At 64.3% G+C, this 17,920-nt stretch carries 19 protein-coding genes; 11 read left to right on the top strand and 8 right to left on the bottom strand.

The window, feature by feature from the left end; genetic code table 11:
* Positions 1-11: 11 nt before the first annotated feature.
* The 4 genes from ACLRDN_RS21750 to ACLRDN_RS21735 all read right to left on the bottom strand — a co-directional run bounded on the left by ACLRDN_RS21750 (position 12) and on the right by ACLRDN_RS21735 (position 4,178).
* On the bottom strand, positions 12-1,199 hold the full coding sequence (locus ACLRDN_RS21750) for a serine hydrolase domain-containing protein (RefSeq protein ID WP_413457958.1): 1,188 nt from the start codon (positions 1,197-1,199) through the stop codon (positions 12-14).
* Between the two features lie 38 nt (positions 1,200-1,237).
* Entirely contained in the window at positions 1,238-1,987 is a 750-nt protein-coding gene (gene queC / locus ACLRDN_RS21745; RefSeq protein WP_413457957.1) for a 7-cyano-7-deazaguanine synthase QueC, read from the bottom strand.
* 119 nt (positions 1,988-2,106) lie between these two features.
* The gene (locus ACLRDN_RS21740; RefSeq protein ID WP_413457956.1) at positions 2,107-2,877 is read right to left on the bottom strand and encodes a DUF3108 domain-containing protein; all 771 of its coding nucleotides are present in this window, start codon (positions 2,875-2,877) and stop codon (positions 2,107-2,109) included.
* 158 nt (positions 2,878-3,035) lie between these two features.
* Positions 3,036-4,178 carry a DUF3108 domain-containing protein gene (locus ACLRDN_RS21735; protein WP_413457955.1) on the bottom strand — a complete coding sequence of 381 codons (1,143 nt, stop codon included), beginning with the start codon at positions 4,176-4,178 and terminating at the stop codon, positions 3,036-3,038.
* Between the two features lie 110 nt (positions 4,179-4,288).
* Between ACLRDN_RS21735 and ACLRDN_RS21730 the strand changes: the two genes are divergently transcribed.
* From ACLRDN_RS21730 to rfaE2, 4 genes are all read left to right on the top strand, one after another.
* The gene (locus tag ACLRDN_RS21730; RefSeq protein ID WP_413457954.1) at positions 4,289-5,593 is read left to right on the top strand and encodes a branched-chain amino acid ABC transporter substrate-binding protein; all 1,305 of its coding nucleotides are present in this window, start codon (positions 4,289-4,291) and stop codon (positions 5,591-5,593) included.
* A gap of 29 nt (positions 5,594-5,622) precedes the next feature.
* Entirely contained in the window at positions 5,623-6,495 is an 873-nt protein-coding gene (locus ACLRDN_RS21725) for a PhaM family polyhydroxyalkanoate granule multifunctional regulatory protein (protein ID WP_413457953.1), read from the top strand.
* A gap of 137 nt (positions 6,496-6,632) precedes the next feature.
* On the top strand, positions 6,633-7,487 hold the full coding sequence (locus tag ACLRDN_RS21720; protein ID WP_209584517.1) for a ferritin-like domain-containing protein: 855 nt from the start codon (positions 6,633-6,635) through the stop codon (positions 7,485-7,487).
* Between the two features lie 124 nt (positions 7,488-7,611).
* Positions 7,612-8,094, top strand: a complete 483-nt coding sequence (gene rfaE2, locus ACLRDN_RS21715) for a D-glycero-beta-D-manno-heptose 1-phosphate adenylyltransferase (protein ID WP_034331294.1) — start codon at positions 7,612-7,614, stop codon at positions 8,092-8,094.
* Positions 8,095-8,172: 78 nt separating this feature from the next.
* Here rfaE2 and ACLRDN_RS21710 read toward each other — a convergent pair whose 3' ends face one another.
* Both ACLRDN_RS21710 and ACLRDN_RS21705 read right to left on the bottom strand, forming a co-directional pair.
* Positions 8,173-8,691 carry a copper chaperone PCu(A)C gene (locus ACLRDN_RS21710; RefSeq protein ID WP_413457952.1) on the bottom strand — a complete coding sequence of 173 codons (519 nt, stop codon included), beginning with the start codon at positions 8,689-8,691 and terminating at the stop codon, positions 8,173-8,175.
* 88 nt (positions 8,692-8,779) lie between these two features.
* Positions 8,780-9,166 carry a DUF2946 family protein gene (locus ACLRDN_RS21705; RefSeq protein WP_413457951.1) on the bottom strand — a complete coding sequence of 129 codons (387 nt, stop codon included), beginning with the start codon at positions 9,164-9,166 and terminating at the stop codon, positions 8,780-8,782.
* A gap of 211 nt (positions 9,167-9,377) precedes the next feature.
* Between ACLRDN_RS21705 and ACLRDN_RS21700 the strand changes: the two genes are divergently transcribed.
* The 4 genes from ACLRDN_RS21700 to ACLRDN_RS21685 all read left to right on the top strand — a co-directional run bounded on the left by ACLRDN_RS21700 (position 9,378) and on the right by ACLRDN_RS21685 (position 13,312).
* Complete coding sequence (locus ACLRDN_RS21700; RefSeq protein WP_034331297.1) at positions 9,378-10,358, top strand: ABC transporter substrate-binding protein; 981 nt, start codon at positions 9,378-9,380, stop codon at positions 10,356-10,358.
* A gap of 150 nt (positions 10,359-10,508) precedes the next feature.
* The gene (locus ACLRDN_RS21695) at positions 10,509-11,480 is read left to right on the top strand and encodes an ABC transporter substrate-binding protein (protein WP_187697720.1); all 972 of its coding nucleotides are present in this window, start codon (positions 10,509-10,511) and stop codon (positions 11,478-11,480) included.
* A 142-nt stretch (positions 11,481-11,622) separates the two neighbouring features.
* The gene (locus ACLRDN_RS21690; protein ID WP_413457950.1) at positions 11,623-12,516 is read left to right on the top strand and encodes an ABC transporter permease; all 894 of its coding nucleotides are present in this window, start codon (positions 11,623-11,625) and stop codon (positions 12,514-12,516) included.
* A gap of 1 nt (position 12,517) precedes the next feature.
* Positions 12,518-13,312, top strand: coding sequence for an ABC transporter ATP-binding protein (locus ACLRDN_RS21685; protein WP_034331301.1), 795 nt, complete (start codon positions 12,518-12,520; stop codon positions 13,310-13,312).
* Positions 13,313-13,373: 61 nt separating this feature from the next.
* Here ACLRDN_RS21685 and ACLRDN_RS21680 read toward each other — a convergent pair whose 3' ends face one another.
* Together ACLRDN_RS21680 and ACLRDN_RS21675 are read right to left on the bottom strand one after the other, a co-directional pair.
* The gene (locus ACLRDN_RS21680; protein WP_088756819.1) at positions 13,374-13,856 is read right to left on the bottom strand and encodes a tRNA (cytidine(34)-2'-O)-methyltransferase; all 483 of its coding nucleotides are present in this window, start codon (positions 13,854-13,856) and stop codon (positions 13,374-13,376) included.
* Positions 13,857-13,893: 37 nt separating this feature from the next.
* On the bottom strand, positions 13,894-14,745 hold the full coding sequence (locus ACLRDN_RS21675; protein WP_286865193.1) for a ComF family protein: 852 nt from the start codon (positions 14,743-14,745) through the stop codon (positions 13,894-13,896).
* 136 nt (positions 14,746-14,881) lie between these two features.
* On the opposite strand from ACLRDN_RS21675, the gene ACLRDN_RS21670 reads away from it, so the two are divergent.
* The 3 genes from ACLRDN_RS21670 (at position 14,882) to coxB (ending at position 17,906) form a co-directional block, all read left to right on the top strand.
* Positions 14,882-15,826: a methyltransferase domain-containing protein gene (locus ACLRDN_RS21670; protein ID WP_413457949.1), complete on the top strand. Its 945-nt coding sequence runs from the start codon at positions 14,882-14,884 to the stop codon at positions 15,824-15,826.
* A 426-nt stretch (positions 15,827-16,252) separates the two neighbouring features.
* Entirely contained in the window at positions 16,253-16,723 is a 471-nt protein-coding gene (locus ACLRDN_RS21665; RefSeq protein WP_413457948.1) for a DUF2244 domain-containing protein, read from the top strand.
* Between the two features lie 22 nt (positions 16,724-16,745).
* The gene (gene coxB, locus ACLRDN_RS21660; RefSeq protein WP_413457947.1) at positions 16,746-17,906 is read left to right on the top strand and encodes a cytochrome c oxidase subunit II; all 1,161 of its coding nucleotides are present in this window, start codon (positions 16,746-16,748) and stop codon (positions 17,904-17,906) included.
* The last annotated feature ends 14 nt before the right edge of the window (positions 17,907-17,920 follow it).

Here is a 17,920-nt window from a genome sequence, read left to right as displayed (position 1 = left end):
CGCCGGCAGGATCAATCCTTGCCCGACACCACATGGCTGATGCTGCGCATGGCCAGCAGGGTCAGCACTTCATCCTGCTCCGTGCCGTAGTCGCTGAGTTTGACGATCACCGTGCGGGTGGCCGGGTTGACGTAGATGTATTGGCCGAACACGCCGATGGCCGAGAAGTCGCGGTCATTGGCGTTGCCCGGCGGGATCCACCAGCCATCGCGATAGTCCAGTGCGTTGCCGGTATTGACCGGCTGGCGCGGTTCGGCGGCCCAGGCGGGGCTGACGATCTGTTGCGCGCCGATGCGGCCGCCATGCAGATAGAGCAACCCGAGCCGGGCGAATTCGCGGGCCGTGGTGTTGAGGCAGCAGAAGGCCTTCTCCACGCCATGCTGGCGGCTGTCCACGCTCCAGCTGGCATCCTGCTCCATGCCCAGCGGCTCCCACAGCGCCTGCTGGGCAAAGTCGGACAGGCGCATGCCGGTGGCGCGTGCCAGCACCCGCGACAGGATCAGCGTATCGACGCTGCGATATTCGAAGCGCGAACCGGGCGCGAAGCGCAGGCCGCTGCGGCGGGCGATGAAGCGCTGCAGGTCGGTGCTGACGAACATGCGCACCACCGGCGAAGCAAGAGAGCCGCCGTAGTTCTCATCGACATCGATGCCCGAGCGCATGTCCAGCAACTGGCCGACGGTGATGTTGGCGTACGCCGGTGAAATCTCATCGGGTTTCAGATAGCGGCCAATGGGATCATTGAGCGAGTTGATCTTGCCCTGTTTCAGCGCCACGCCGGTCAGCGCCGAGACGAAGGATTTGGCCACCGAGAAGGAAGTAAAGCGCGAATTGGCATCGTAGCCATCGATGTAGCGCTCATAGACCACGCTGCCGTCCTGGATCACCACGAAGGCGTGCGCCGCCGTACCCTTGAGGAAATCGAGCAGCGGCAGGCGCTTGCCGTCCTTCCAGGGTACGTCGATGTTGAGCGGGCGCAGCGCCGTGGGCAGCGGTTGCGGATGCGAGGAGCGCGCAATCGGATGATCCTCGAACACCTTGTAGCTCTGGCTGCGCGGGGTCAGGTCGAATTGCAGGTCGATCAGCGCGGGCAGGCCGGGCAGGTCGGCGAGGCGGCGGCCGATCTCGGCGCCGGCCAGCAGCACCAGCAAGGCGGCGGCGCTGCGGGCGAGCAGGGTAGTCGTGCGGGCGTAGGGCATGAGGCTCGTTCTTGGAATGGTGAGCCTATTGTGCCCGATTACCCGGCGCTTTTGCGTGCTGCGTACTGTTGATAGCCACGGGCGCGCAGTTCGCAGGCCGGGCACTTGCCGCAGCCATGGCCCCAGTCATGCAGCTGGCCGCGTTCGCCCAGGTAGCAGGTGTGGGTATCGGCGCGGATCAGGTCCACCAGCGTGGTGCCGCCCAGTGATTCGGCCAGGGACCAGGTCTCGGCCTTGTCGATCCACATCAGCGGGGTTTCCACCTTCAGTTGCGTGGCCATGCCCAGGTTGAGCGCCACTTGCAGGGCTTTCATGGTGTCGTCACGGCAATCGGGATAGCCAGAAAAATCGGTCTCGCACATGCCGCCGACCAGCACGTTCAAGCCACGGCGATAAGCCAGCGTGGCGGCCACGGTCATGAACAGCAGGTTGCGGCCGGGCACGAAGGTATTGGGCAAGCCGTTGTCCTGCATGGCGATGGCGACGTCGCGCGTCAAGGCCGTATCGGAAATCTTGCCAATCAGCGACAGGTCGATCATGTGGTCTTCGCCCAGGCGCGCTTGCCATTCGGGCGAGAAGGCTTTCATCTTTTCCAGCAGGGCCGGACGCACTTCCAGTTCGATGGCATGGCGCTGGCCGTAGTCGAAGCCGATGGTCTCCACCCGTTGATAGCGGGACAGCGCCCAGGCCAGGCAGGTGGTGGAATCCTGGCCGCCGGAGAAGAGCACCAGGGCGCTCTGGGTGTTGAGGGTCGGGGTGATGGCGGGAGTGGCAGGAATGGCGGACATGGTCGGGCTCAGCAAGTCAACGGAATCGGGGGAATCAGGCGCGTGATGGGGGCGAAAACGGACGCGGGGCCGGGCGGCATCGCTGCCGGCCGGGCCCCGCGCCTGCAATAGCGGCAAGCTTAGTTGGTTTTCTTGACCGAATCCAGCACCTGCTCGATATAGTCGCCATTGGGATCGGTGAACTTCAGGCGCACCGGATACCACTCCATCTTGGGGGCCAGCCAGATGTCCAGTTTCTGGGCCTGGTCGTCCGGGGGCGGATTGCGGAACAGGTGCAGCGCCTCCGTCTCGCCCTGGGCAGTCTTGATCTTTTCGCTGCCGACCACCTTGAAGGTCCATTGCTCCGCATCACGCGGCCCGGCCACGAAGAAATTCCACACCGAACCCGGCTTCATCTTGGCAGCATTGGCGCGGGCGATCGCCACGAGCTGCCAGGTGATGCCGGTGCGGTCCTGCTCGCCGCCCTGTAGCGGGAAGCTCTCGGCCGACTCGGTGAAAGTGATCTTGTTCTGTTCGCGATTGAAGGTGGTGGTGGTCGGTTCGCGGCGCAGGCGCTTTTCGACGAAACGCGACGGCGCCAGGCCATAGGCGTCGATGCTGCCTTCACTGCCGGTTTCCAGGATCTTGCCCAGCAGCATGGCGCGGGTCTCGGTGTTGACGCTGTAGGCGGTCTTGCTCTGCGTCCACTTCACCAGGCCTTCGCCCTTCAAGTCGAGGCCGCTTTGCTTGGCGGTGATGGCGTAATGCAGCTCGGCCGAGGGCGGCAGGTTGAAGGGACGCTTGTCCACCGGATGCGGGCCGTCGGCGGCCAGGGCCGGGGCTGCGGCCAGCACGGCGGCCAGGGGCAGCGCAGCGAGGGTGGATTTGAGGCGATATGAAAGAAATGTCATGGCGAGCTCTTCGTGTTGGTCTCTGTGGGGCTAGGCGATGAGGCAAGGCCGAGCCATATGAAGGAATACGACCAAAATGCCGGGTCGCGGTTCTGCCGTCCGGGCGCGTAATTGTGCGCAATTGTTTCCGATTTTGACAGGGCTTGCAGGATCTGGTCTTACGGGGCCACCGGTTTGAGGCCCGACAAGTCCAGTTGGGTGTAGTCACCATTGGGCCGCAGGTCGGTATAGCGCACCCGCACCGGATACCACTCATGCTGCGGGGCCAGCCAGATATCGACGCGGTCGTCGTAGGAGCCGGGCTTGGGCTGGCGCACCACGTGCCAGGCCTGGACGGTGCCGACGGGCAGGGTCAGGCTTTCCTGTCCCAGCACCTGCACGCGCCAGATTTCGCCATCGCGCACGCCGGCCACGAACAGGTCGATCACCGCGCCCGGCTGGAGTTGTCCGGGATCGCCCCGGCCGATGGCGGCCAGTTGCCAGATCAGGCTGGAACGGTCCTGCTCGCCGCCCCGGCGCGGGTAGCTGGTGGTGGAGGCGGAAAAACTGACCACGTTGCGTTCGCGGTTGAAGTGGGTGTTGGTGGCCGACTTGAAGCCCTTCTGTTCCGTATAGAGCTCGGGCGAGACGCCCCAGGCATCAAGCTCGCCCACGCTGGTGAAATTGAGGAGCGTGAAGAACAGCGCCTTGGCCTTGCCTTCCACCTTGTAGTGATCGCCCTCGTTGTGCCAGGCGATGCTGCCGCGGCCGTAGGCCGGCTGCTGGTCCTTGGTACCGGTGACGTCGTATTCCAGCAGCACGCTGGGCGGGGCGCTGGTCTGGTATTGCTTGCCGGTGGCAGCCTCGGGCGCGTCGCCGCTGCCGGTTGGGGTGCTGGCGGTGCTGGCGGTGCCGCTGCCCTCTCCGTTGCCTGGCGAGGCCGGGCCTGTAGTCTCTGCAGGGGAGGGCGCTGCGGCCGTTTGCGGCGCTTCCGGGGCGGGCGTGGTGATGCGTTCGACCGTCTCGCGGATCGGTTCGTCAGGCGGTTCGACGGAGGGCTCGGGGGCGCGCCGTGGCTGCGGTGTCGCACGAGGGAGGGTGGCAGCCGGTTTGGCCCTCTTCGGTTGCACCGGCAGCGCCACCGGTTGTTCGGGCGGCGGCACCGGGCGCAGTTCCACCGTGATGGCCTGTTCCTGCGTCTGGCCCGGCATCACGATCTGGCGCCGGCCCCAGTCCACCAGTGCGGCGTGCAGGGCCAGGCTTGATGCAATCAGGATCAGCAGGCGCGGCCAGCGCCGGGTGGGACGGGAAACTTCGCTCATGCCCGCCAGTGTATCGGATCATGCAATGAGCGTCGTGGGGGCGCAGGGTAAAGGAGGGCCATTTCAAACAACGTACAATGCGGTTTTTGCCGCTGTCTCTTGCAGAATCGATGAACCTGTCCCTGTCTTCCCGCCTGCCCCTGCGCATGTTCCCGGCCGCCCTGCTGGCGCTGGCCGCCGTGTCCACCCCTGTTTCCAGCGTTGCCGCGCCCTTGCCGCCGGTGCGCATCGGCATGATTGATGGGCTCTCCGGTCCCTTCGCCAATGCCGGTGAAGCGGTGGTGCGCAACATCAGTTACGCCATCGAGCGCGTCAATGCGCGCGGCGGCGTGAACCTGCCCGATGGCCGGCATCTGCTGCAGCTCTCCACCTTCGACAACAAGCTGGGCGTGGAGGATTCGCTGGTGCAGTTCCGCCAGTTGACCGACGAGCGCATCCCCTTCCTGATCGAGGGCAACAGCTCGGCCGTGGCCGCCGCGCTCATCGATGCGGTCAACAAGCACAACCAGCGCGAGCCGGACCGGCGCGTGCTGTTCCTGAATTACTCGGCGGTCGATCCGACGCTGACCAACGAGAAATGCAGCTTCTGGCATTTCCGCTTCGATGCCAGTGCCGACATGCGCATGCAGGCCTTGACCGAAGCCATCAAGGCCGATCCGGCGACCAGGAAGGTCTACCTGATCGGCCAGGACTACAGCTTCGGCCGCCAGGTTGCCAAGGCCGCGCGCGAGCAGATCACGGCCAAGCGCCCCGATATCGCCATCGTCGGCGACGAGCTGCATCCCATCGGCAAGATCAAGGATTTCGCCCCCTACATCGCGAAGATGCGCAGCGCCGGGGCCGACGCCGTCATCACCGGCAACTGGGGCAATGACCTGACGCTGCTGGTGAAGGCTGCACGTGATGCGGGCTTCAAGGCCAAGTTCTACACCTTCTATGCCAACAGCCTGGGCGCGCCTGCGGCCATTGGGGACGCGGGTGTGGGCGTAGTGCGTGCGGTGGCGGAATGGCATCCCAATGCGGGCGGCAATCCGGGCTCGCCCAGCGACGCCTACTACCAGGATTTTCGCAAGCGCTACCCGCAGCCCAAGGATGATTACCTCTACCTGCGCATGCAGGTGATGATCGACATGCTGGTCAAGGCCATCGAAAAAGCGAAGAGCACCGATCCCAAGGCGGTTGCATATGCATTGGAAGGCGCGCATTATCAGAACGCCTTCCACGAGGCGACCTTGCGGGCCGAGGATCATCAGCTGATCCAGCCGCTCTACCTGATGCAGATGCAGCGCGCCGACAGCGGCGGCATCCGTTTCGACAATGAGGGCAGCGGCTTCGGATTCCGTACCGAGCGCTTCATCCCGGCCGAGCAGACCGCATTGCCGAGCACCTGCCGGATGCAGCGCCCGCCACGCTGAGCACGACACCACAACAAGAGGAGCGATCAATGTTGAACCATGAGCAGATGCCGGGCGCAGGCTCGGTAGCCGATACCATCGATTTCATGAAGAAGATGTGGAGCAGCATGGGCGCCCCCGCCATGGCCACGCCTTCGCTGTCGGTGGAGGACATCAACAAGAAGATCAGCGACCTGAAGACCGTGGCCTCCTGGCTGGAGCTGAACCTGAACATGCTCAAGGCCACCATTCAGACCCTGGAAGTACAGAGCGCCACCCTCTCCACCCTGCAGGCCATGAGCGAGATCATGGCCTCGCGCGGCACGCCCCAGGCCGAGGCCCCGGCGGAGGAAGAGGGCAGCGCGGCCCCGGCTTTCCCCTTCGGTTTCCCGATGTGGCCGGGAGCAGGTGCCCAGCCAGAGGAAACACCTGAAGAAGAGGAGCAAACGGCTTTCGCTCCTGAAGTTGCAGAGGAGCAAGCCACCGCACCGCAGGCCGATGCCGAGCCCGCCGCAGAAGCCGAGGGCAGCGCCCCGCCGGCCCCGGATTTCCAGTCCGCCATCGCCAATCCCAATGCCTGGTGGAATGTGTTGCAGGAGCAATTCAAGCACGCCGTCGGCAACGCCCTTGCCGGTGGCCTGGCTGAGCAGGAGCCGCTGTTGAAGCCCGCCAAGCCGCCCAAGCCCGAGAAGGCCCCCAAGCGTAGCGAAAATAAGACAGTTGCCCCCAAGCCCAAGGCAGGCGTCAAAGCCAAGCCTGCTGGCGCTCCCAAGCCGGCCAAGGGGGCCAAGACGGCACCGAAGAAGCCACCGGTCAAGAAAGCGCCCAAGCGTGCGGAAAATACGAGCGCGCCGGCCCGGACGGCTGTTGTACAATCCCGGCAAAACAAGAAGCCAGCCTCCCGCAAGCCAAATTCCCCCTGATCCTCGCCATGGCAGAGCCTGGCCCTGGGCGCAGCCGCGCCGGGGCGCTGTCATATTGCTGAAACGTGGCCGTTTTAGTATGGATCGGGAAAATCTTGTTAAAATCAAACACTTAACGCATATAGGCACATACTGAGATGCTGTACCCAGAATTGTTCAAATCGCTAGAGCAGGTCCGTTGGAATATGGATAAGGATATTCCCTGGGACAAGTTCGACGCTTCCTTGCTCACCGACGAACAGGCGCAGACCATCCGCATGAACGCCATCACGGAATGGTCGGCCCTGCCGGCTACCGAGATGTTCCTGCGCGACAATCGCGGGGACAGCGATTTCTCGGCATTCATGTCGGTATGGTTCTTCGAGGAACAGAAGCACTCGCTGGTGCTGATGGAATACCTGCGCCGCTTCCGTCCGGACCTGTGCCCGACCGAAGAAGAACTGCACAACGTGCGCTTCGAGTTCGATCCCGCCCCGCCGCTGGAAACCCTGATGCTGCACTTCTGCGGCGAGATCCGCCTGAACCACTGGTACCGCTGTGCCGCCGACTGGCACACCGAGCCGGTCATCAAGCAGATCTACAAGATCATCAGCCAGGACGAAGCCCGCCACGGCGGCGCCTACCTGCGCTATATGAAGAAGGCCCTGAACGAAGTGGGCGACAAGGCCCGTGCCGCCTTCGCCAAGATCGGCGTATTGATGGCCTCGGCGCGCCGCACCGAAAAGCCGCTGCACCCGACCAACCTGCACGTGAACCAGGCGCTGTTCCCCAACGACACCGTCCAGAGCCGCCTGCCGGATCCGGAATGGCTGGAACGCTGGCTGGACAACCAGATCAAGTTCGACGGCGAGTGGGAAAAGAAGGTCGTGGACCGCATCCTGCACAACATGTCGCTGCTGTTTGAACGTACCTTCAGCAACGTCCAGGAACTGAACCGCTACCGCAAGGAAGTGACCCAGCGCATCCTGCCGCCGGGCGCGGCGGCCGCCTGACAGGGAAAAATCCTTCACAGGCAGCAAGGCAGTACAATCACGAAAGCCGCAACCCAGGTTGCGGCTTTTTTCATCCTGCACTCTGCAATCAATCACCCGCTCACCCGAACCGATCCCGATCAAGATGGCCGACTTCGAATCCAAACTCTGCACCCGCGACGAACTCCAGCAGCGCGTAGCGCAATTGCCCAAGCCGGTGGTGATGACCAATGGCGTCTTCGACATCCTGCATCGCGGCCACGTGACCTACCTGGCGCAGGCCCGCGCCCAGGGCGCTTCGCTGGTGGTGGCGGCCAATACCGATGCCTCCGTCAAGCGCCTGGGCAAGGGCGATGACCGCCCCATCAACACCTGCGAAGACCGCATGGCGGTGCTGGCGGCGCTGGAATCGGTCTCGCTGGTGGTCCCCTTCGATGAAGATACGGCGCTGGAAGCCGTGCAGCAGGCGCGTCCGGAGATCTACGTCAAGGGCGGCGACTACGACATGCACGCCATTCCTGAAGGCCAGGCCGTGGCGGCCTATGGCGGCCAGGTGCTGTCGATTGCCTTCGAGCATGACCGCTCCACCACCAAGCTGCTGGCCAAGGTGCGCAAGCTGGCGGGCTGATCGCGGTACGCTGCAAACGACAAGGCCGGCAGGAGCATCGCTCGCTGCCGGCCTTGCCGTTTCAGGCTGCCCGGTGGATCAGTGGTGCATGTGGCCCTTCATGTCCTTCATGTCATCCTTGCCCGCCGCTGCCGCATTGCGGTCTTCGACGTTGAAGGTCACGTCGACCTTGCCGGCCTTCTCGAAGATCAGCGTGGCCGGCACCTTCTCGCCTGTCTGCAGCGGCTTGGACAGGCCCATCAGCATGATGTGGTAGCCATTGCCCGGCTGCATGGCGATCTTCTGGCCGGGTTTGACTTCCAGGCCGCCCTCGAGCTCGCGCATCTTCATGACGTTGCCTTCCATGGCCATGGTGTGGATTTCACCGGACTTGGCCACCGGCGAGGACACGCCCACCAGGCGATCCGGCGCGCTGCCCTTGTTCTCGATGCTCAGGTAGGCACCGGCGGCCGGTTGTCCCGGAACCGTCGCGCGGGCGTAGGGATGGCCGATTTCCAGCTGGCCCAGCTTGTATTCATGGGCCTGCGACAGCGGAGCGGCAGCCAGCAGGGCGGAGGTGATGGCCAGGGTGGCCAGCTTTTGGACGAAATGCTTCATATCAGTGATTCCTGGTTGTTCTGTTCATGTCTGGAGTGCGGGCGTACAGCCCGCAGGGGTAGGCGCAAAGGCCCGGGGGACGGCGGGTTCAGGCCGGTGGCGCACGGGCCCGGGGCGAACCCGGTGCCAGGCTGAGCGAACGCAGGCGTAGCGCGGTGCCGGCCAGCGGATAGCTGATGCCCGGCAGGACCGTGGTATCGAAGGAAGCCTCCGGTGCCGGCGTGGCCGCCTGGCCGCCGCAACACAGCGGGCAATGGCTGGCCGCCAGATGCGGCGGTGCATTGCCGGAAGCGCCGCCGCCTACGCTGCAGATGGCCATGGCTGGACTGTCCCGCAGGGTGCGCGCGGCGGCCTGCTGCCACCAGGGCGCGGCCACCATCGCCAGCAGCAGCGCCAGGCTGGTCCACACTTGCAGGCGCAGCCAGGGGCGGCGCAAGGCAAGTCGTGTGGAGGAGGGGCGCAGGCGGGAAGACATGGGGCCTGATTATAGCGCCCGCGTCCCATTTTGCCCGGCGCGCTGTTTGATCCCGATCAGGGGATGTCCCGCAATGCGAGCCGCCCGGCCCGCCTGCCAGCGCGGGCGGCAGCGGGCCTTCATGCAAATTGATTGTTGACAGGCGCTAGGCTAGACTTAGCGTCTTTTCGGGGTTTTGGTTTTTCGTTCACATTTTTCCAAGGGAGACTGCATGTCCTACACCAACAAGCTGACACTGCGCGCGATGGTCGCCGCCCTGTCCCTGGCTGCCGTCTGCGCAGCCCCGGCCATGGCTGCAGACAAATCGGTTGCCGTGACCGCCATCGTCGAACACCCGGCCCTGGACGCCGTGCGTGACGGCGTGAAGGACGAGCTGAAGGAAGAAGGCTTTGAAGCCGGCAAGAACCTGAAGTGGGAATACCAGAGCGCCCAGGGCAACACCGGCACCGCCGCCCAGATCGCCCGCAAGTTCGTCGGCGACAAGCCCGACGTCATCGTGGCCATCGCCACCCCCTCGGCCCAAGCCCTGGTGTCGGCCACCAAGAGCATCCCGGTGGTTTATTCCGGCGTGACTGATCCGGTCGCAGCCCAACTGGTGAAGGACTGGAAAGCCTCCGGCACCAACGTCACGGGCGTGTCCGACCTGCTGGAACTGGACAAGCAAATCGACCTGATCAAGCGCGTGGTCCCCAACGCCAAGCGCGTGGGCATGGTCTACAACCCGGGCGAAGCCAACTCCGCCGTGGTGGTCAAGGCCTTGAAGGAACTGCTGGCCAAGTCCAACATGACCCTGGTGGAAGCCGCTGCGCCCCGTTCGGTGGACGTCGGTTCGGCTGCCAAGAGCCTGATCGGCAAGGTCGACGTGATTTACACCAACACCGACAACAACGTGGTCTCGGCCTATGAAGCGCTGGTCAAGGTCGGCAACGACGCCAAGATCCCGCTGGTGGCCTCCGACACCGACAGCGTCAAGCGCGGCGCCATCGCTGCCCTGGGCGTGAACTATTACGACCTGGGCCGCCAGACCGGCAAGGTCGTCGGCCGCATCCTCAAGGGTGAAAAGCCGGGCGACATCGCCTCGGCCACCAGCAGCAAGCTGGAACTGTTCGTCAACACCGCCGCTGCCCAGAAGCAGGGCGTGACCCTGTCGCCGGAACTGGTGAGCTCGGCCAAGACCGTCATCAAGCAATAAACCAGGTATCGCCCGAAGATCCCGCTGCCATGCGGGATCTTCCGTATCTGGCCGCAACGACGCAACAACGCAGCAAGATCTGCCCATACGCATAACGGGCCCGGTCGAGAGGAACGCCGAGGCCTGACCACCATGAACGAGGAGAGGACCATGTTTGCAGTATCGAAGTCATTGCGCGCCATCGCCGGCGCGCTCGCCCTGAGCGCCATCTGCGCGTCGGCCCTGGCCGCCGAGAAGGTGGTGGCCATCACCTCCTTCGTCGAACACCCGGCGCTGGACGCCGTGCGTGACGGCACCAAGGACGAACTGATCGCCGAGGGCTTCGAGCCCGGCAAGAATCTGAAGTGGGATTTCCAGAGCGCCCAGGCCAACGCCGGTACGGCCGGCCAGATCGCCAAGAAGTTCGTGGGGGACAACCCCGACGTGATCGTGGCCATCGGCACCCCCTCGGCGCAGCCGATGGTGGCCGCGACCAAGAGCATCCCCATCGTCTACTCGGCCATCGCCGATCCCATGGCCGCGCAGCTGGTCAAGGACTGGAAGCCGTCCGGCACCAACGTGACGGGCCTGTCGCACATGCTGGACCCGGTCAAGCAGGTCGAGGTCATCAAGCGCGTCGTGCCCGAGGCCAAGCGCGTGGGCGTGGTTTACAATCCGGGCGAAGCCAATTCCGTGTCGGCCCTGAACAACCTCAAGGGCGAGCTGCAGAAAGCCGGCCTGACCCTGGTGGAAGCCGCCGCCCCCCGTTCGGTGGACGTGGCCCCGGCCGCCAAGAGCCTGATCGGCAAGATCGACGTGATGTACACCACCACCGACAACAACGTGGTCTCGGTCTTCGAGTCGCTGGCCAAGGTCTGCAACGATGCCAAGATCCCGCTGATCGCCTCCGACACCGGCAGCGTCAAGCGCGGTGCCGTGGCCGCCCTGGGCGTGAACTTCTACGACATGGGCCGCCAGACCGGCAAGGTCGTGGCCCGTATCCTGAAGGGCGAGAAGGCCGGCGAGATTGCCTCGTCGCCGGTCAAGAATCTTGAGCTGTACGTCAATACCTCGGCGGCGCAGAAGCAGGGCGTGACCCTGTCGCCGGAGTTTTTGAAGTCGGCCACCAAGGTCCTCAACTGAAACTGAGCATGACCGCAGTCTGATTCGTCGGCCATGCACCGCCGGCGCCGCACCACCCGTGCAGCGCCGGCGCCACGCAGAAGACATTCGGCATTGGCGTACCGCGCCGTGCCGAATGTGTTTTTTTTAGAAAGTCCTTTTTATGTCGCTGTATACCCTCCTGGGCGCTCTGGAGATCGGCCTGATCTTCAGTCTGGTGGCCCTCGGCGTGCTGATTTCCTTCCGCATCCTGGTGTTCCCTGACCTGACCGTCGACGGCAGCTTCCCGCTGGGCGGTGCCGTGGCCGCCACCATGATCGCAGCCGGTTTCAATCCCTTCCTCGCCACCTTCGTCGCGTTGCTGGCCGGTGCACTGGCCGGTTTCATCACCGCCTGGCTGAACGTGCGCCTGAAGATCATGGACCTGCTGGCCAGTATCCTCATGATGATCGCGCTGTACTCGATCAACCTGCGCGTCATGGGTAAGCCCAACGTGCCGCTCATTTCCGAGCCGACCATCTTCAGCATCCTGCAGCCGGACGCTATCCCCGACTACGTGGCCCGACCGCTGATCCTGCTGGTGGTAGTGACTGGCGCCAAGCTGCTGCTGGACTGGTTCTTCTCTTCCGAGATCGGCCTGGCCATGCGCGCCACCGGTGCCAATGCCCGCATGGCGCGTGCCCAGGGCATCGCCACCGGCCGCGCCACGCTGGCCGGCATGGCCCTGGCCAATGCCCTGGTGGCACTGGCCGGCGCCCTGTTTGCACAGACCCAGGGCGGTTCCGACATCTCCATGGGCATCGGTACCATCGTCATCGGCCTGGCCGCCGTCATCATCGGCGAGAACATCCTGCCGGCGCGCCGTCTGGTGTGGACCACGCTGGCGGTGATCCTGGGCGCGATCCTGTATCGCTTCTTCATTGCCCTGGCGCTCAACAGCGACTTCATCGGCCTGCAGGCGCAGGACCTGAACCTGGTGACGGCCGTGCTGGTGATGCTGGCCCTGGTGCTGCCCATGGGCAAGCGCAAACTGAAACTGCTGAGAAAGGGAGCCTGAAATGTTGAAAGCCACCGATCTCAAGATCACCTTCAATCCCGGCACGCCCATCGAGAACCCGGCCTTGCGCGGCCTCTCGCTGGAGATCCCGACCGGCCAGTTCGTGGCCGTGATCGGCTCCAACGGGGCCGGCAAGTCGACCTTCCTCAACGCCATCTCCGGTGACCTGCTGGTCGATACCGGCAAGATCGAAATCGACGGCACCGACGTCACCCGCAAGCAGGCGTGGGATCGCGCCGGCATGGTGGCGCGCGTGTTCCAGGATCCGATGGCCGGTACCTGCGAGGCGCTGACCATCGAGGAGAACATGGCGCTGGCAATGGCCCGTGGACGCCGCCGCGGCTTCAACTTCGCCATTCGCGGCAAGATGCGCGAGCTGTTCCGCGAGAAGCTGGCCATCCTCAACCTGGGCCTGGAAAATCGCCTCACCGACCGTATCGGTCTGCTCTCGGGCGGCCAGCGCCAGGCGGTGAGCCTGTTGATGGCTTCGCTGCAGCCTTCGCGCATCCTGCTGCTGGATGAACACACGGCCGCGCTGGACCCGAAGACGGCCGCCTTCGTGCTGGAACTGACGGCCAAGATCGTCTCCGAGGCCAAGCTGACCACCATGATGGTGACCCACAGCATGCGCCAGGCGCTGGACTACGGCGACCGCACCGTGATGCTGCACCAGGGCCGCGTGGTGCTGGATGTCTCCGGCCCCGAACGCGCCGGGCTGGACGTGCCGGACCTGCTCAAGATGTTCGAGCAGACGCGCGGCGAGAAGCTTTCGGACGACGCCCTGCTGCTGGGCTGACCGGCGCAACCAACGAAAACGGCTCCCTCGGGAGCCGTTTTTTCATACATGCAGCGGATCGTCAGCTGCCACCGTCATAGCCATTCTGCCGCCAGGCTTCATACACCACCACCGCCACCGTATTGGAGAGGTTGATGCTGCGATTGCCCGGCCGCATCGGCAGGCGGATGCGCTGTGCAGTGGGGAAGGATTCTCGCCGCTCCGGAGCCAGTCCGCGCGTTTCCGAGCCGAACACGAAGGTGTCGCCCGGACGGAAGGCCAGGCCGGCAAAGGGCGTGGAGCCATGCGTGGTCATGGCGAACATGCGTGTTTCATCGAATTGCGGATCCTGGCGGCGATGGGCCAGGAACTGGTCCCAGTCCTTGTGCACCTGCATGTTGGCGTATTCGTGGTAATCCAGCCCGGCACGCCGCATCTTGGCGTCATCGAGCGGGAAGCCGAGCGGCTCCACCAGGTGCAGTTGCGCGCCGGTATTGGCGCACAGGCGGATGATGTTGCCGGTATTGGGGGGGATCTCCGGCTCGACCAGGACGACGTGGAACAAAAAACTCTCCTGCAATAAAAAGGACGGCCGACCCGCTTCAGGTCGGCAGGGTGCGCGCAAAGACCAGGTTGGTCACGCGCCGGGCGCCGTGCCGCTTGAGCACGATCGCCACTTCATTCAAGGTCGCGCCGGTGGTCATGACGTCGTCGACGATGCCCACATGCAGCCCGCGCACCTGGTCCATGGCCGCGAAGGGCAGGGCGAAGGCCGAACGCACGTTGCGCGCGCGTGCCCCCACCGGCAGGGCCGACTGGGCCTCGGTTTCCTTCTTGCGTTCCAGCAGACGCGGCTGCACCGGGATGTCCATCAGCTTGCCCAGCGGCCGGGCGATTTCCAGCGCCTGGTTGAAACCGCGTTCCTGCAACCGCGCCAATCCCAGCGGCACCGGGGCCAGCAAGGTTGGCATCGGCAGCTGCACGTCGCTGCCCGGCACCGGATTGCGCCGCGTGGCATCGAAGATCAATCGCGCCAGCAGCGGTGCCAGGCGCAGGTCGCCGCCGAACTTCAGGGCCAGCGCCAACTGGTCGGACGGGGCGAAATAATCGGTGGCCACGATGGTGGCGTCGAAAGCCGGGCGATCCTTGAGGCAGGCGCCGCAGCGCAGTTCCTTGCCGGTCACCGGCATGGGCAGGGCGCACTGGATGCAGCGGCGGTGCTGGCGCGTGTAGAAACGCTTGTGGCAGGGCGCGCAAAGAGTCTCGCGTCCGGCCGCGCCGCACAGTGCACAGGAAGACGGCAGCAGTTGCGGCACATGCGCCAGCAGGCGCTGCAGCCAGCCGGGGCCGGATGGCTTGCCCGGCCGGGCCGGCTTGCCGCCGACGGCGCGATAGGCGGTGCCAGGCTTGGCCTGGGGCGATGCGGCAGCGGGTTTGGAGGATTTGAGATCCATGCGAGGTGCGCCCGGGAAAAATGGATTTCGACTAAACTACGCGCATTATCGCATCAGCCCCGTGGATCGGCGGCCCTCTGCTGGCCGCCCGAGCTTGCCACGCTGCTGCGCAGTCCATCTTCCTGTTCCGTTGCCCATGTCCCTGCCGCCGCCTTCTGCCAGCGCCAAGCTGAGCGCTCCCATCGACCTGCCCCTGGTGCGCCGCCGTTTCGGCCAGCCCCAGCGCGTGGCCGAATCCGATTTCCTGCGCCGCGAAGTCTCGGCCCGCATGCAGGAACGCCTGGCCCTGGTGAAAATCGCCCCGCGTGAAGTATTGGACGCCGGATGCGGCGAAGGGGCCGACCTGCCGGTGCTGCAGAAACGCTATCCCGAGGCGCAGGTGATCGGTTTGGACGGCGCTTACGGCATGCTGGCCAAAGCCGCCGACCACCAGCGCGGCGCGCAGACGGCCATGAACCGCCTGTTCGGCTCCATCAACAAGTGGCTTGGCTCCGGGCCGAATGCCGGCGGGCCGGAACTGGCCTGTGCTGACTTCGCCAGCCTGCCGCTGGCGGCCAATGCGCTGGACCTGGTCTGGTCCAACCTGGCCCTGCACTGGCATCCCCAGCCCGACCGCGTGTTTGCCGAGTGGCGGCGCGTGCTGCGGGTGGAGGGCCTGCTGATGTTTTCCTGCTTCGGCCCCGATACCCTGCGCGAAGTGCGCAGCGCCTTCGAACAAATCGATCTTGCACCGCACACCTTGCCCTTCGTCGACATGCACGACTTCGGCGACATGCTGGTCAATGCCGGTTTTTCCACACCGGTGATGGACATGGAAACCATCACCGTCACCTACGAGACGCCCCAGCGCCTGCTGGAAGACGTGCGCGCCTGGGGTGGCAATCCGCTGGAATCGCGGCGCCGCAGCATGATGAGCCGCAGCCAGTACCAGCGCCTGCTGGCGGCCTTCGAGGCCATGCGCAAAGCCGACGGCAAGATCCCGCTGACCTTCGAGGTCGTCTACGGCCACGCCTTCCGTCCGGTGCCCAAGACCACTGCGGCTGGCGAGAGCATCATTCGCTTCGAGCGCCCGCCGCGATAGTCGAAACTTCATATAAGGCTTAGTCGCCCAGCCCTATCTGGCCTGCCAGATAGTTGCTGTATCGTTACGCCCTGCCTGTTCCTGCGCAAGCCTTCATATCGCCGCAAAGCCGCGCCCCTGGCGGCTCTGCTGCCGCTATCCCGGCCCGCCGGACAGCCCGGAAGCGCCATCGTTGTCAATGCGGCGGTGCGTGCTTGATCCATGGCGACGTTAGCCCTTATACTCAAATGGGTAAAAAAATTCACACAAAGAAATTCCAGTACGAACGAATAGCAAGAATAAATAAAGACCGCAAAACGGATAGCCACGGATAGCGCCCCACGCAAGACGGCCCCCGGCAAGAACGGGCTGGCCCGCATCCAGTGAGCCTCCCCTGCGGTAAGAGACAGAGACACGCTCGACCGACAATCATGCTGGCGAGGTGCCATGGAGACGCGGGAATGGATATTGAAGCGCAATTGTTCGATTGCGCCACGCCAGCTGGCGTGGGTCTTCGCAGTCCTTTGTACGGTTTCACTCACGGTCGCGCTAGGCTTCACGCTGCGCGGCGCTTGGATCATCCTGGTTTTTTCATGCATTGAACTGGTGGCGGTGGGCGCGGCCATGCTGGTCTACGCCCGTCACGCCACCGATCGCGAAGTGCTGGTGCTGGCCGATCATGGCCTGGAGGTGGAAGTCATCCAGGGCAGCCGTTCGCGTCGCAGCAGCTTGCAGTTGCATGGCATGCGCATCGCTTTTCCTGTGGGCCGGCAGTCGCTGGTGGCCCTGGAAAGCCGGGGGCAGCGCGTGGAAATTGGCCGGTTCATGAGCTTGTGGCAGCGCCGCGCCTTGGTGCAGGAGCTGCAACAGGAACTGGCCGCCAGGGGTGGCGAGATGGCAGCACTCTCATTCTTATAATTTTGGGCTTTTGAGGAAATCCATGAAACTTGCGAAGCGCCTTCAATCCTTGACCCTCGGTGCCTCGCTGCTGGCGGCCGGCTTGCCGGCCTGGGCAGTGGTGGATAGTCCGGGCGGACCGGCCGTGCTGCAGATGAATTTCCAGCCGCCGGTGACCAAGATCGCCGAGCAGATCTATGACCTGCACATCCTGATGCTGATCATTTGTCTGGTCATCTTCGTGGCGGTCTTCGGGATGATGTTCTATTCCATCATCAAGCACCGCAAGTCGGTCGGCCACAAGGCCGCCTCCTTCCACGAAAGCACGACCGTGGAAATCGCCTGGACCGTGGTGCCCTTCCTGATCGTCATCGGCATGGCCTTGCCGGCCACCAAGACCGTGGTGGCCATGAAGGACACCTCCAACGCCGACCTCACCATCAAGGTCACCGGCATGCAGTGGAAGTGGGGGTATGACTACCTCAAGGGCGATGGTGAAGGCATCTCCTTCCTCTCCAGCCTGGCCACGCCGCGCGAGCAGGTCACCGATCCCACGCTGAAGAAAAACGACAACTACCTCATCGAAGTCGACAACCCGGTGGTGGTACCCGTCAACAAGAAGGTGCGCATCGTCACCACCGCCAATGACGTGATCCACTCCTGGACCATCCCCGCCTTCGGCGTGAAGCAGGATGCGATTCCCGGCTTCGTGCGCGACACCTGGTTCCGCGCCGAGAAGATCGGTACCTATCGCGGCCAGTGCGTGGAGTTGTGCGGCAAGGATCACGCCTTCATGCCCATCGTGGTCAACGTGGTCAGCGATGACGACTACAAGAAATGGGTCGAGGGCAAGAAGAAGGAAATGGCCGCCAAGGCCGATGATCCCAGCAAGGTCTGGACGGTGGACGAGTTGAAGCAGCGCGGCGAGAAGGTCTATGCGGCCAACTGCGTGGCCTGCCACCAGGCCAATGGCAAGGGTGTGCCGGGTGCCTTCCCGGCGCTCGATGGTAGCGCGATGGTCAATGGTCCCAAGGATGGCCAGATCCACATCCTGCTCAACGGCAAGAACGCCATGCCGGCCTGGAAGGGTGTCTTGAACGACACCGAAATCGCCGCCGTGATCACTTATACGCGCAACAGCTGGTCCAACAAGGCCCAGGAAAACATCGTGCAGCCGGCCGAAATCCTGGCCGCCCGCAAGTAATCGTTTGGAGAACC

Origin of the sequence: Herbaspirillum huttiense, assembly GCF_047300815.1 — a bacterium.
Classification (GTDB): domain Bacteria; phylum Pseudomonadota; class Gammaproteobacteria; order Burkholderiales; family Burkholderiaceae_D; genus Herbaspirillum; species Herbaspirillum huttiense_A.
The sequence above is the reverse complement of the archived record's forward strand: the minus strand, read 5'-3'. Positions and strand labels throughout refer to the sequence as shown.